Annotated in this window: 13 protein-coding genes and 1 tRNA gene; 4 read left to right on the top strand and 10 right to left on the bottom strand. The window is 71.9% G+C overall.

What is annotated here, in order from left to right; all coding sequences use genetic code 11:
• The first annotated feature begins 145 nt into the window (after positions 1-145).
• The gene (locus ACFVXH_RS34825) at positions 146-1,225 is read left to right on the top strand and encodes a fatty acid desaturase (protein WP_079271852.1); all 1,080 of its coding nucleotides are present in this window, start codon (positions 146-148) and stop codon (positions 1,223-1,225) included.
• A 212-nt stretch (positions 1,226-1,437) separates the two neighbouring features.
• Positions 1,438-2,040, top strand: a complete 603-nt coding sequence (locus tag ACFVXH_RS34820; protein WP_063780418.1) for a TetR/AcrR family transcriptional regulator — start codon at positions 1,438-1,440, stop codon at positions 2,038-2,040.
• Positions 2,041-2,097: 57 nt separating this feature from the next.
• Here the strand turns inward: ACFVXH_RS34820 and ACFVXH_RS34815 are convergent, their stop codons facing one another.
• Positions 2,098-2,898 (bottom strand): methyltransferase domain-containing protein, encoded by an 801-nt coding sequence (locus tag ACFVXH_RS34815; protein ID WP_387829887.1) that lies wholly within the window; start codon positions 2,896-2,898, stop codon positions 2,098-2,100.
• 111 nt (positions 2,899-3,009) lie between these two features.
• On the opposite strand from ACFVXH_RS34815, the gene ACFVXH_RS34810 reads away from it, so the two are divergent.
• Positions 3,010-3,507, top strand: coding sequence for a MarR family winged helix-turn-helix transcriptional regulator (locus ACFVXH_RS34810; RefSeq protein ID WP_049660288.1), 498 nt, complete (start codon positions 3,010-3,012; stop codon positions 3,505-3,507).
• Positions 3,508-3,545: 38 nt separating this feature from the next.
• Here the strand turns inward: ACFVXH_RS34810 and ACFVXH_RS34805 are convergent, their stop codons facing one another.
• From ACFVXH_RS34805 to ACFVXH_RS34785, 5 genes are all read right to left on the bottom strand, one after another.
• Complete coding sequence (locus tag ACFVXH_RS34805) at positions 3,546-4,547, bottom strand: response regulator transcription factor (RefSeq protein WP_117489296.1); 1,002 nt, start codon at positions 4,545-4,547, stop codon at positions 3,546-3,548.
• A 282-nt stretch (positions 4,548-4,829) separates the two neighbouring features.
• Entirely contained in the window at positions 4,830-5,792 is a 963-nt protein-coding gene (galE, locus tag ACFVXH_RS34800) for a UDP-glucose 4-epimerase GalE (RefSeq protein WP_049653698.1), read from the bottom strand.
• A gap of 141 nt (positions 5,793-5,933) precedes the next feature.
• A complete protein-coding gene (locus tag ACFVXH_RS34795) occupies positions 5,934-6,602 on the bottom strand; it encodes a response regulator transcription factor (RefSeq protein WP_049653699.1) in 669 nt (222 codons plus the stop codon).
• 169 nt (positions 6,603-6,771) lie between these two features.
• Positions 6,772-6,847: transfer RNA gene (locus ACFVXH_RS34790), tRNA-Thr, on the bottom strand.
• Positions 6,848-6,990: 143 nt separating this feature from the next.
• Positions 6,991-7,497, bottom strand: coding sequence for a helix-turn-helix domain-containing protein (locus ACFVXH_RS34785; RefSeq protein ID WP_079271851.1), 507 nt, complete (start codon positions 7,495-7,497; stop codon positions 6,991-6,993).
• 177 nt (positions 7,498-7,674) lie between these two features.
• Between ACFVXH_RS34785 and ACFVXH_RS34780 the strand changes: the two genes are divergently transcribed.
• On the top strand, positions 7,675-8,271 hold the full coding sequence (locus ACFVXH_RS34780) for a flavodoxin family protein (RefSeq protein ID WP_049653702.1): 597 nt from the start codon (positions 7,675-7,677) through the stop codon (positions 8,269-8,271).
• Between the two features lie 12 nt (positions 8,272-8,283).
• Here the strand turns inward: ACFVXH_RS34780 and ACFVXH_RS34775 are convergent, their stop codons facing one another.
• The 4 genes from ACFVXH_RS34775 to ACFVXH_RS34760 all read right to left on the bottom strand — a co-directional run bounded on the left by ACFVXH_RS34775 (position 8,284) and on the right by ACFVXH_RS34760 (position 13,935).
• Complete coding sequence (locus ACFVXH_RS34775) at positions 8,284-9,690, bottom strand: MFS transporter (protein ID WP_387829882.1); 1,407 nt, start codon at positions 9,688-9,690, stop codon at positions 8,284-8,286.
• Between the two features lie 171 nt (positions 9,691-9,861).
• Complete coding sequence (locus tag ACFVXH_RS34770; protein ID WP_387829880.1) at positions 9,862-11,139, bottom strand: S8 family serine peptidase; 1,278 nt, start codon at positions 11,137-11,139, stop codon at positions 9,862-9,864.
• 72 nt (positions 11,140-11,211) lie between these two features.
• The gene (locus tag ACFVXH_RS34765; protein WP_387829877.1) at positions 11,212-12,483 is read right to left on the bottom strand and encodes a S8 family serine peptidase; all 1,272 of its coding nucleotides are present in this window, start codon (positions 12,481-12,483) and stop codon (positions 11,212-11,214) included.
• Positions 12,484-12,540: 57 nt separating this feature from the next.
• Positions 12,541-13,935, bottom strand: a complete 1,395-nt coding sequence (locus ACFVXH_RS34760) for a S8 family serine peptidase (protein WP_387829874.1) — start codon at positions 13,933-13,935, stop codon at positions 12,541-12,543.
• Positions 13,936-14,004 lie beyond the last annotated feature (69 nt).

The following is a 14,004-nucleotide window of genomic DNA, read 5'->3' as shown; positions in this document are numbered from 1 at the left end:
GTTCATCCATCCAGTCGGGTGAATTCACTCAAGCGCCGCGCGGCGGTGTGTTCCCCTGGACACGGAGCGCAACCTACGATGCCGTAGGTTACGCCAACGTAGCTCCGCTTCGCTCCCGTTCCGGGACGCCGCACAAGGGACGCCCATGACCATCCAGGCAGGCGAGGCGCGCGCGGGGAACGCCGCGTCCCGCACTCCGTCTCCCGACCCCGAACCCGCCGAACCCACCGACCCCGCCGCACCCGTGGAGACCGACGACGCCGTGGAGACCGCCGACCAGACCGCCGGGACCGGCGACTCCGACACCGCCGCCACCCGGCTGTCCGCCACCCGCGGCGGCGAGAAGCAGGGCCCGGCCGAGCGGATCGCGCTCTCCCTGTTCATCCTCGTGCCGTTCGCCGCCCTGGTCGCCGCCGTCCCGGTGGCCTGGGGCCGGGGGCTGGGCTGGACGGACCTCGCGATCACCGTCGGCATGTACTACCTCACCTGCCACGGCATCACCATCGGCTACCACCGCTACTTCACCCACGGCGCCTTCAAGGCCGGCCGCCCGATGCGCCTGGCGCTGGCGATCGCCGGGAGCCTCGCCGTCGAGGGCCCGCTGGTGCGCTGGGTGGCCGACCACCGCAAGCACCACCGGTTCAGCGACAAGGACGGCGACCCGCACTCGCCGTGGCGCTACGGGGAGAGCGTCCCGGCGCTGATGAAGGGCCTCTGGTGGGCCCACATGGGCTGGATGTTCGACGAGGAGCAGACCCCGCAGCTCACGTACGCCCCGGACCTGGTGCGCGACCCGGCCCTGCGGCGGATCTCCCGGCTGTTCTGGCTCTGGACCACCATCTCGCTGCTGCTGCCCGCGCTGATCGGCGGCCTGGTGAGCCTGTCCTGGGAGGGCGCGCTCTCCGCCTTCTTCTGGGGTTCGCTGGTCCGGGTGGCGCTGCTGCACCACGTCACCTGGTCGATCAACTCGATCTGCCACGCCGTCGGCCGGCGCCCGTTCCGCTCCCGGGACCGCTCCGGCAACGTCTGGTGGCTGGCCGTGCTCTCCTGCGGGGAGTCCTGGCACAACCTGCACCACGCCGACCCGACCTCGGCCCGGCACGGGGTGCTCCGCGGGCAGATCGACTCCTCGGCCCGGCTGATCCGCTGGTTCGAGCTGGCCGGCTGGGTCCGGGACGTCCGCTGGCCGGACGCGCAGCGGATCGCCGCCCGCCGCGCCGCATGAGGCGGCGCTTCCAGCATGATGTAGGGGTGAACGGGAGCAGCGCAGACAGCAGGGGCGGTCACCACGGCACGCGGACGGACGCGGCGCCCGCCACGGCGCAGGCCCGTCCGCGGGCCGCCGCACCGGCGGCCGGCACCGACGACGGAGGTCCGGACCGGGGCGCCGGCGGCGGCCCGGCCCCGACGGCCCGCCGCCGGGGCGGCCGGGTCCGGATGACCGGCAAGCAGCGGCGCGAACAGCTGCTGGAGATCGGCCGGACGGTCTTCGCCGAGCGCGGCTACGACGGCACCTCGGTGGAGGAGATCGCCGAGCGCGCCGGGGTGTCGAAGCCCGTGGTGTACGAGCACTTCGGCGGCAAGGAGGGGCTGTACGCGGTGGTCGTCGACCGCGAGATGCAGCTGCTGCTGGACATGGTCACCGGGGCGCTGACCGGCGGGCACTCGCGCGAGCTGCTGGAGCAGGCCGCCTTCGCGCTGATGGACTACATCGACACCTCGACGGACGGCTTCCGGATCCTGGTCCGGGACTCCCCGGTGGCCCAGTCGACCGGCACCTTCGCCTCGCTGATCAGCGACATCGCCACGCAGGTCGAGGACATCCTGGGCCTGGAGTTCAAGTCCCGCGGCTTCGACGCCCGGCTGGCCCCGATGTACTCGCAGATGCTGGTCGGGATGGTCGCGCTGACCGGGCAGTGGTGGCTGGAGGTCCGCAAGCCGGACAAGGCGACGGTGGCGGCGCACCTGGTGAACCTCGCCTGGCACGGGCTGGAGGGCCTGGAGCGGCACCCGCGGCTGGTCGGCGAGCGCAAGGGCTGACCGGCCGGGCCGCCCGGGCCGACCCGGCCCCGCGGCCGCCTCACCCGTACGGCCGTCTCACCCCCGCGGCCGCCTGGTCCCCACGGCGAAGATCCGCCGGAACGGGAAGACCGTCCCGTGCGGCCCGGCCGGGTAGGCCTCGCGCAGCAGCCGCCCGTACTCGGCCAGGAAGGCGGCCCGGTCGGCCGGGTCGGTGAGCCGGGTGAGGACCGGGCGCAGCGCGGTGCCCTTGACCCACTCCAGCACCGGGTCCGGCCCCGGCAGCAGGGTGCGGTAGGTGGTCTCCCAGACGTCCGGCAGGCAGTCGGCGGCGACCAGGGCGTCGAGGTAGCGCTCGGGCGGGTGGACGCCGGCCCGGACGGCCTCCTCGCCGAGCAGGCCCCGCCAGCGGGCGCTGCGGCGCAGGTCGGCGAGCAGGGTGTGGCTGGGGGCGTCGAAGTTGCCGGGCACCTGGAAGGCGAGCACCCCACCAGGTTCGAGGGCCGCCGCCCAGCGCGGCAGCAGCGCCAGGTGCCCGTCCACCCACTGGAGGGTGGCGTTGGAGACGATCAGGTCGGGCCCGGCCGGGGCCGGGTCGTACTCGCGGGCGTCGGCGAGCAGGTACTCGGCCGTGGGCTCGCCCCCGGTACGGGCGGTGGCCAGCATCGGGGCGGAGTTGTCGACGCCGGTGAGGCGGGCGGTCGGCCAGCGCTCGCGCAGCGCGGCGGTGGAGTTGCCGGGGCCGCAGCCGATGTCCAGGATCACCTCGGCACCGGGGTGCGGGAGGGCGGGGACGCGGGCGAGCAGTTCGCGCAGCGGACGGTTGCGTTCGTCGGCGAAGCGCAGGTACTGCTCCGGGTCCCAGACGGGGGTGGTCATGGTTCACCTCGCAGGTATCTCGATATCAAGATATCCAGCGTTAGCCTTGCTGGCACATTTCTCGATGTCAAGAGACTTCACATCGACACATCCACCGATACACTGATCGCCATGGAGGACGAGGTCGACAGGCTGGTCGCAGCGTGGCGCCGGGAGCGCCCCGACCTCGACGTGGAGCCGCTGGAGGTGCTCAGCCGGGTCAGCCGGCTCGCCCGGCACCTGGACCGCGCCCGCCGCACCGCCTTCGCCGAGCACGGGCTGGAGCCCTGGGAGTTCGACGTCCTGACCGCCCTGCGGCGGGCCGGCTCCCCGTACCAGCTCTCCCCCGGCCAGCTGCTCACCCAGACCCTGGTCACCTCCGGCACCATGACCAACCGGATCGACCGCCTCACCGGCAAGGGCCTGGTCAAGCGCCTGCCCGACCCGGACGACCGTCGCGGCGTGCTGGTCAGGCTCACCGACGACGGCCGCGACCGCGCCGACCAGGCGCTCGCCGGACTGCTCGCGCACGAACGCGAACTGCTCGCCCAGCTCACCTCCGGCCAGCAGACCGAACTCGCCGCGCTGCTGCGCGTGCTGGTCGCCCCGTTCGACAACATCCCGGGCTGACGGCTCCGGGCTGACGGCTCCGGGCCCGGGCTTGCGGGTCAGGGCCGTTCGACGGTGCCGACCACCGGGGACGGCGGGGGCGCGGCCGGCTCGGCCGGGCTGACCCCGGCCCGGCGGGCGACCGCGACGGCCGCCAGCGTGGAGTGCACCCCGAGCTTTCCCAGCACGTTCTGCATGTGCGTCCGGACGGTGTGCGGCGACAGGTAGAGCCGCTCCGCGACGGCCTGCCGGCCGAGGCCCGCGACCATACAGCGCAGGATCTGCTTCTCCCGCGGCGTCAGGGTGTCCACCAGCCGCTCGCTCTCGGTGCGGTCCCGCCGGGCGGTGGTGAGCTCGCGGATCACCCCGGTGAGCAGCGCGGGCGGCAGGTGCGTCTCGTCCCGCAGCACGCCCCGGACCACCGCCAGCAGCCGGGCCAGTGAACTCTCCTTGGCCACCCAGCCGGTGGCGCCCGCGTGCAGGGCGCGGGCGGCGCGGTGCGGGTCGTCGGCGGTGGCCAGGACGACGGCGCGCAGCCCGGGGTGGGCGCGGCGGAGCCGGGCGAGCAGGGTGATGCCGTCCGGTGGTGGGGCGGCGGGTCTGAACTGATCGCCCCGCAGCGGGTCCACCACGGCCCGCACCCCGGTCGGCAGCCCGCCCGACAGCGGAACCGGCACCCCCACCGGTACGGCCGGCCGGCGCGGCTGCGGCACGGGCGGGGCACCGCGGCCGCGCCGGGCCTCGTCGCCGTACTCCGCGCCGGGCCGACGGCGGGCCGGCACTCCGCCGCCCGCCTGCGCTCCCGGCACGCCCGCCTGGCCGCCAGTCCCGATCGTCCCGGCCGCACCGACCGTCCCGACCGGCTCGACGCCCAGGTCGGCGTCGATCAACGCCACGTCGTAGGACCGGCCCTCGCCGGCCGCCCGCTCCAAGGCCCGCTCGGCGGCGGCGGCACTGCCGGCCGCCCCCACCTCCACGTCCGGCTCGGCGGCCAGCGCCGCGGCCAGTGCCTCGGCGAAGATCCGGTGGTCGTCGACCACCAGGACGCGAATCCGCCCCATCGTCCCTCCCCCTGCTCGCACCGCCCGAGCCCGGGGGCGGGGACCGGCCCGGCATCCGCGTTCCGGACCCGCCGTTCCGCCCGCCCACCGGTGGCCGGTGAGGCCGAATGGGCGCCGGCCCCCACCGGTACCGCACTCAGCGTACGGGGCGGGATACGCGCTCGTGGCGATTCGGTGAAGTTTCGTCAGAAGGTGCGTGAGTGGCCGGACTTGGACCGTCCGACCCCCACTCCACCACTGCTCACCGGCCGTTGCTCACCGGCCTTTCTCACCGGCCTTTTCTCACCGGCCGTTCTTCGCCAGGGTGAACGTCCAGGCGTCGGCGACGATCTCGTCCAGGTTCGGGCGGCGCGGGGTCCAGCCCAGCGTCTCGTGGGCGCGGGCGGCCGAGGCCACCAGCACCGCCGGGTCGCCGGCCCGGCGGCCCGCGACCTGCACCGGGATCTCCCGGCCGGTGACGCGCTTGACCGACTCGATCACCTCGCGCACCGAGAAGCCGCTGCCGTTGCCCAGGTTGCAGATCAGGTGCTCGCCCGGCTTCGCCGCGTCCAGCGCCAGCAGGTGCGCCTCGGCCAGGTCCGCGACGTGGATGTAGTCGCGGACGCAGGTGCCGTCCGGGGTCGGGTAGTCGTCGCCGTACACCGCGATGTGCGGACGCTGCCCCAGCGCGGCCTGGAAGACCAGCGGGATCAGGTGCGACTCGGGGTCGTGCCGCTCACCGTAGGACCCGTACGCACCGGCCACGTTGAAGTAGCGCAGCGAGACGGCGGCCAGGCCGTGCGCGACGGCCTCACTGGTGATCAGGTGGTCCACCGCGAGCTTGGTGGCGCCGTAGGTGTTGGTCGGCGCGGTGCGGGCGGTCTCGGCGATCGGCACGGCCTCCGGCTCGCCGTAGGTCGCGGCGGTGGAGGAGAACACCAGCTTGCGCACGCCCGCCGCGCGCATCGCGCTGATCAGCTCCAGCGAGCCGGCCACGTTGTTGCGCCAGTACTTCTCCGGGTCCGCGACCGACTCGCCCACCTGCGAGGAGGCGGCGAAGTGCAGCACGCCGTCGAAGGAACCGTCCAGCACCTTGTCGGCCTCCTGGATCCGGCCCTCGACGAACTCGGCACCGGCCGGGACGCCCTCGCGGAAACCGGTGGAGAGGTCGTCCAGGACGGTCACCCGGTGCCCCGCCTCCAGCAGGTGGGCGGCGACCACACTGCCGACGTAGCCGGCGCCACCCGTGACCAGGTACTTACTCATGTTGCGACCTCCAGCGAACGACGGTCCGCCCGGTCGGGCGGAAGCCGTCGACGGAATCCGTACGACTGGGGTCATTCTCCCAATCCCACCGGGGTGCTCCGCGCCACCCGGACGACTGCTTCCAGCCTTCTCACCAACTCCTCAGCCGCCGGCCATCCGCTCCAGCAGACCGGTGCGCGCCGCCACCGCGGCCGCCTCCAGCCGGGTCCGTGCGCCGAGCTTCATCAGCACCCGCTGGACGTGCGTCCGGGCGGTGCTGGCGGCGATCCGCATCCCGGCGGCGATCGCCGCGGTGTCCTCGCCGTCCGCGATCCGGGCCAGCACCTGCACCTCACGGCGGGTCAGCAGCCGCAGCAGCCGGACGGCCTCGTCGTCCGGTTCGGCCGCCGGGCGCAGCAGTTGGTCGAAGGCGCCGCGCAGGATGTCCACCGCGACCGCGGCCTCGCCCGCGCGCGCCCGCCCGATGGCCCGCTCGACCACCTCGATCCGCTCGTCGCTGGGCACGTACCCGGCCGCGCCGGCCGCGAACGCCCCTGCCACTCCGCGCAGTTCACCCACCGGACCGAGCACGATCACGGCCACCTCAGGGCGCTCCCGGCGGATCCGGCGCAGCCCGTCGAAGGCACCCGACTCCCCCGGCGCGGCCACCCCCAGCAGACACACCTCGGGCCGCCGCCCAACCACCAGGTCGGCGGCGACACCGGCCGGGGAACCGACCGCCAGCACCCGGTGGCCGCGCAGCTGAAGTGCGGTGGCCAGCGCTTCGGCCAGCAGCCGGTGGTCGTCCACCACAACGAGTCGAACACCCATGACACCCTCCCGGTCGGGGTTCGGCTCGCGCCCGCACCCCTCGGGCGGGCGGCCGATGACGCACCATCACAGCGCATTCCGTACCCGACCCGCTAGGCCGTGGCGTGTCGGGCCGCGGAACCGGTCGGGAAACGCGAAAGACCCCCGCCGTGAGGCGAGGGTCTTTCAGTGGAGCCCCCATGCGGAATCGAACCGCAGACCTTCTCCTTACCATGGAGACGCTCTACCGACTGAGCTATAGGGGCTTGCCGGGCTTTTCACCGGGCCGGTCGAACAAGGAAGACATTACACGGCTCCGGGCCCGGAAGGGAAATCGGCCTCCGGCCCCCGCCGCCGGTCGGCCCGGACCTCACCGCGCCGGCCCTCCCGGTCCTCACCGCGCGCCGGCTCAGTCCTCGCCGTGCACCGCGTCGAACTCCTCGCGGGCCGCCATCATCCGCCTGGCGCGGTGCTCCGTCCACCGGCCGACCGGCGTGAGCAGCTCGGCCAGTTCGCGACCGAGCGGCAGCAGGTCGTAGACCACCCGCGGCGGCGTCTCCGGGAAGACCGTACGGAGCACCAGCCCGCTGCGCTCCAGGTTGCGCAGCGACTGGGTGAGCATCTTGCGGCTGACCCCGCCGACCCCGCGCTGGAGTTCGGAGAAGCGCTGCGGCCCGCAGCCGAGGAGGCTCATCAGGATCAGCATCGACCACTTGTCGGCCAGCTCGGCGAAGACCGCGCGGCTGGGACAGAGCTGGGCGAACACGTCGTACTCCAGCTCGTCCGACTCATCCGGCTCCCCCCGTGCGTCCCGCGCTTCCTTCGCGTCCCGTGCTTCCTGCGCGGTCCGCACTTCCTTCGCGTCCTGCTCCGCGGGTTGTCCGGTCCCGGCCCGGGCCGCTTGCTCCGTCGTCATGCGTCCAGGGTAGCCCTGCGGTCTCCAATCCACCCTTGGTAACCATTGGAGACCTGGTCTATATTGGAGACCAACGGAGCCGGGGCCCGCCGCCACCGCGGTGCGCCCGCCCCGTCCCGTCCCCACGCCTGCCCGCCGGCCACCGCGCCGGCCCGCACCCGTCCCCTGGAGCGCCGCATGACCGCCGTCCGTCCGACCGTCGCCCTCGCCTACCACTCCGGCTACGGCCACACCGCCGTGATCGCCGAGGCCGTCGCCCGTGGCGCCGCCGCCGCGGGTGCCGAGGTCGTCACGATCGCCGTCGACACCATCACCGAGGAGCAGTGGGCCCAGCTGGACGCCGCCGACGCGATCGTCTTCGGCTCCCCCACCTACATGGGCACCGCCTCCGGCGCCTTCCACGTCTTCGCCGAGGCCACCAGCAAGCGCTGGTTCTCCGACTCCTGGAAGGACAAGGTCGCGGCCGGCTTCACCAACTCCGCCTCCAAGAGCGGCGACAAGGCCGGCACCCTCTTCTTCTTCCAGACCCTCGCCGCCCAGCACGGCATGAGCTGGGTCAACCTCGGCCTCAAGCCCGGCTGGAACGCCACCACCGCCTCCGAGGACGACCTCAACCGGCTCGGCTTCTCCAACGGCGCCGCCGCGTCCTCCCCGGCCGACGCCGGCCCGGAGGCCGTCCACAAGTCCGACATCGCCACCGCCGAGCACCTCGGCGACCGCGTCGCCCGGCACACCGCCGTCGTGCTGGCCGGCCGCGCCGCCCTGGCCGGCTGAGCCCACCCCTCGTCAGGCCGCCGGATCCGTCCCCAACCGGGGCGCCCGGCGGCCTCCGCCGTCCACCGGGCCGTCCGCCGCACCGAGTTCGGCACCGTCCGCCGCACCGCCCGTCACCCCGCCCGTCACACCGTCCAGCGAACCGAGCTCCGCGCCGGTGTTCTCCGGCAGCATCCGCAGGCACCCCAGGGCCAGCACACCCAGCACCGCCAGGTACCAGCCCACCGGCTGCGCCGTCCCGTACGCCCCGGTCAGCCGGGTGGCCACCAGCGGCGTCGTCGCACCGCCGACCACACCGCCCAGGTTGTACGTCAGCGCCGCGCCCGTGTAGCGCACCCGGGTCGGGAACAGCTCCGGCAGGAACGCCGCCAACGGCCCGAACATGCAGCCCAGCACCACCATCGCCCCCGCCAGCCCGACGAACATCAGCGGCCGGCTCACCGTCTCCAACAGCGGGAACAGCACCGGCGACCAGACCGCGGCCAGAGCCGTCGCCCACCGCAAGGTCCGCCGCCGCCCCCAGCGGTCACTGCGCGAGGCGCTCAACCACACCGTCGCGGCCATGCCCACCGCCCCGACCAGCAGCATCGACAGCACCACCGTGCTCGCCACCCCGAGCCCGGTCGTCGCGTACGCCAGCGCGTACGTCGTGGTCAGGTAGAACAACGCGTACCCCACGGTGATCGCCCCGCCGCCCGCCAGCACCGGACGCCAGTGCCCCCGCAGCACCTCCAGCACCGGCAGCCGCTCCCGCCGCCCCTCCGTCCGGAACAGCGGCGACTCCTCGACCCGCAGCCGCACGAACAGCCCCACCGCGACCAGGACGAACGAGGCCAGGAACGGCACCCGCCAACCCCACGCGCGGAACGCCCCCTCGTCCAGGCCGAGTTGCAGCGCCAGGAACACCCCGTTCGCCAGCACGAACCCGATCGTCGGCCCCAGTTGCAGGAACCCCCCGTACCGCCCCCGCCGCCCGGCCGGCGCGTTCTCCGCGATCAGCAGCGCCGCCCCGCCCCACTCCCCGCCCAACCCGACGCCCTGGCACACCCGCAGCACCACCAGCACCGCCGGCGCCCACCACCCCCACGCCCCGAACCCCGGCAACAGCCCCACCGCCGCCGTCGCCAACCCCATCAGCAGCAGCGACACCACCAACGTCGCCTTCCGCCCCACCCGGTCCCCGAAGTGCCCGAACACCACCGCCCCCACCGGCCGGGCCAGGAACGCCACCGCGTACACCGAGAACGCCGCCAACAGCGCCCCCACCGTGCCCAACCCGGGAAAGAACACCGGCCCGAACACCAACGCGGCCGCCGTCCCGTAAATGAAGAAGTCGTAGAACTCGATCGCCGTCCCGATCAGCGCCGCAGCCGCCGCCCGCCGCACCTGCCCGACCCGCCAAGCACCCTCCGCATCCATACCACCACCCTCGCCACCCCCACCCCGCCCCCACCAGCCTCCACCCGAGTGACCCCGGCGCACACCCGCCGCCCCACGCCCCCGACGTGCGCGAGGGCGCCAGGATGCACCTGACGCCCTCACACCTCAGCCGACCCGCCTGCGCGGCTGCCCGGCAACGCGGCAACCCGGCTACCTCGCGTACGGGTTGTCCTCCGGCGGCACCTGCGGCCGGTACGCCGGCAGGTCCGGCGGCGGCACCAGCGACACCTGAGCCACCCGAGGCCGCACAGCCGACTTCCGCCGCCACACCACCGCGAACACCACCCCCGCCACCAACACCAACCCGGCCACCACCCCCGCGACGACCGGCAACGCACCACTGCCCGAACCCGACGCCACCTCAGCCTTCGGCCGCGCCGACGGCACACCAGCCGGGCTCTCGACAGGAACCGGCACCACCGAGGCAGCAGCAGACCCACTCGCCGACGGCACCGGAGCCGCATCAGCCGGAAGCGGCGACACGTCGGCGGGACCGGGATCCCCCGGATCCGTCAACGCGATACGCGGCCGCACCGCACCCCAGCCGGCATCGTCCGTGCGAACCGTCCCCCCGTTCGGCCTGCTCGCCGTATTGATGAGGACCCGCAGGACCTGATTCGCCGTCCAGTCCTTGTGAGCCGCCCAAACCAGTGCCGCCGAGGCGGAAACCAGAGCTGCCGCGTCCGACGTCCCGTGGCTCTTGCAGTACTCCGTCTCCGAGGTGCAAGCCGCGAGGATCTCCGCACCCGGCGCGACCAGCGCGACATGAGAACCGGTTTCCGACTCGTCCGCAACGGTCCCTTGGCGGTCGATGGCCCCCACACCCACGACGTTGGGCAACCCGCCCGGGTATGACACCAGGTTTCCGGTTTTCGCCTCATTCCCGACACTGGACACCACAAGAACACCCTTGGATCGCGCAGTGGCCAGAACCCTGTTCAGCCTGGCCACATCATCCGGCGAGGCTGTCACTGCCGGAATCCCCTGCGAGATGTTGACGACCTTTGCCCCCTGGTCAACCGCATAGGTGACGGCTTGCCCGATCTGATCCAGGAAATCGGCCGACACAACGGACCCGGCCGTCCCATTGTTGATCTTGAGTGGCAGAATCTTGACGCCCGGCGCCAAACCGTAGGCGCCGGTTCCCCCCACGCCCTTTCCGGTGCCCGCGATCAAACTGGACATCTCCGTGCCGTGGCCGTTCTTGAACGATCCCACCCCGCCGGGAATGCCGCTGAAGTCCTTTCCTTGCAGGAACTGCCCCACAAGGTCAGGGTGGTCCAGCCTGAATCCTCCGTCGACCACCGCAACAGTGACCCCCTGCCCCGTGGAGACCTTCCACATCTCAGGGGCATGCATCGCATCCAGGTGCCACTGCTGCTGCCGAATCGAGCCATCGGCGACAGCCGGCGTCACCGCGGTCCCCACCACGCACAGGCTCACAGCCCCCAGAGCCACAAGCCGACGAACCCACATCCCGTACTCCCCCAACAACGTGACCTACCTCGCGTACGGGTTGCCCTCCGACTGCACCCGAACCGCCTCGGGCTGTACGGCCGGCTTCCGGCGCCGCACCACTGCGAACACCACACCGGCCACCAACATCAACCCGGCCGCCACACCCCCCATGATCGGCAACGCACTGCCCGAACCCGACGATGCCTCAGTCTTCGGCTGCGCCGACGGCGCACCGGCGGCCACGTCGGTCGGGCTTCCGGCCTGGCCTGGAACAGTAGATGCGGCAGCCGAGGCGATTGCCGAAGGCGACGGAACCGACGATGGTGTCGCCGCATCACCCGGAACCGGCGAAACATCCGCCGGACCCGGGTCTCCCGGATCCGTCAACGCGATACGCGGCCGGACAACGCCATAACCAATGATGTTGTTGCGATCGGAACCGTCGTTCGGCTTCCCCGCGGTATTGATGAGGACCCGCAGGACCTGATTCGCGGTCCAGTCCTTGTGCACGGACCAGATCAATGCGGCCGAGGCTGAAGCCAGAGCAGAAGAGTCCGATGTGCCATGGCCCTTGCAGTACCCGGTATTCCCGGTGCATGCCTCGACGATGTCAACACCAGGCGCGGAGAGAATGACCTGCGCCCCCTGCTGGGACTCCGAAGTCACGGTGGCGTTGCGGTCGATCGCGCCCACCCCGACCACGTTCGGCAGGCCGCTCGGATACTCGAGAAGATTTCCTGACTGGTAGGAGTTACCCACACTGGAGAACACCAGAACACCCTTCGCCCGCGCCCAGGCCAGGGTCTTGCTCAGTTTCTCCGCGTCAGCAGGAGATGCGGTGACGGCAGAGATTCCCTGCGAGATATTGACGACCTTGGCACCCTGCTCGACCGCATACGTGACAGCCTGCCCGATCTGCCCCAGAAAATCCGCCGAAACCACGGCCCCTACGGACCCGTTATTGATTTTCAGTGGAAGGACCTTGGCAGCAGGAGCAAGGCCGTACGCCCCCGTGCCGCCACTGGCCTTTCCGGATCCTGCGACGAGGCCGGCCATCGCCGTACCGTGGCCGTCAGCGTACGAGCCGACGCCGCCCGGGCTCTCACTGAAGTCCTTACCAGGGAGGAGCTGTCCCACGAGGTCCGGATGGTCCAGCTTGAACCCGCCATCGATCACCGCGACAGTGATGCCCTGGCCCCTGGAAACCTTCCACACCTCAGGTGCGTGCATCGCGTCCAGGTGCCACTGATCAGCACGAATCGAGCCATCGGCGGCAGCCGGTGTCACCGCGCTCCCCAGCATGCTCAGGCTCACAACCCCCAGGGCCACAAACCGACGACCCCACATCCCGCGTTCCCCCAACAACGTGAACTACCTCGCGTACGGGTTGTCCTCCGGCGGCACCGGCGGCTGGTACGACGGCGGAGCCGGCGGCACCGCCCCCATCGGCTGCTGCAACGGCACCGGCGGCACCTGGGCCGCCTCGGGCTGCGCGGCCGGCTTCCTTCGCCGCACCACCGCGATCACCACACCCGCCACCAGCACCAACCCGGCCACCACACCCGCCACGATCGGCAACGCACTGCCGGAGCCCGAGGACGCCTCAGCCTTCGGCTGCACCGACGGCGCACCGGCGGCCACATCGGTCGGAGTCTCGACCGGGATCGGCACCGCAGACCCAGCAGCAGGCGCGGTCGCCGAAGGCGACGGGGCCCCCGACGGTGCAGGCGTGCCAACCGGGAGCGGTGACACGTTCGCGGGACCAGGATCTCCCGGATCCGTCAAAGCAATACGCGGCCGCACCGCACCGAAACCGATGAGGTCATTGCGACCGGACCCGTCATTCGCCTTCCCTGCGGTATTGATGAGCACCCGCAGGACCTGGTTCCCCGTCCAGTCCGGATGCGCCGCCCACACCAATGCCGCCGAGGCCGACACCATCGCGGTCGAGTCAGAGGTCCCGTGACTCTTGCAATAGCCCGTGGGTGAGGTGCAAGCCGCGATCATATCCATGCCAGGCGCGACAAACACCACCTGGGGGCCCCGTTCGGACTCCGCCGTAACAGTGCCATTTCGATCCGAAGCTCCCACGCCGACCACCCCGGGAAGCGCTCCGGGATACTCGACCGGATTCCCCTTCTCGGCTTCATTTCCGACGCTGGCGAATACTAGGACTCCCTTGTCCCTGGCTGCCGCGATGATCCCGTTCAGTTTCGTGACGTCCGCCGGGTAGGCCGTTACCGCGTCAATCCCCTGCGAAATATTGATGACCTTGGCGCCCTGATCGACCGCATAGCTGATGGCCTGCCCGATCTGACCAAGGAAATCAGTCGAGACGATTGAGCCGACCTTGCCGGTGTTGATCTTCAACGGAAGTACCTTGACACCCGGCGCCAACCCCAGCGCACCCGTCCCCCCGTTTCCCTTGCCCGTTCCGGCGATGAGGCTGGACATACCCGTGCCATGGCCGTCCGCGGCCGAACCCACACCTCCGGGGCTTCCGCTGAAGTCCTGGCCCGGCAGGAACTGCCCCTCCAGGTCAGGATGATCCAGCTTGAACCCGCTGTCGATCACCGCGACAGTGATGCCCCGCCCCTTGGTGACCTTCCACATCTCCGGAGCGTGCATCGCCTCCAGATGCCACTGCTGCTGCCGGATCGTGTCCTCGGCAACTGCGGGTGCTGCGACCGGGCCGACCACGATTCCCGCCGCCAGAAGCGCCGCAGCAGCAGCCCGCCAACGCGCCCGCGCGTTCGTCCGCCCCATCACAACTCCTCGTCAATCTCTCCGTCGACCGGGAAGCGTGCCCCGAACAAGACTGCCCGGCCACTGGGG

The organism is Kitasatospora sp. NPDC058184 (genome assembly GCF_042883725.1).
Classification (GTDB): domain Bacteria; phylum Actinomycetota; class Actinomycetes; order Streptomycetales; family Streptomycetaceae; genus Kitasatospora.
This window is presented reverse-complemented; position numbering and strand designations above follow the sequence as displayed.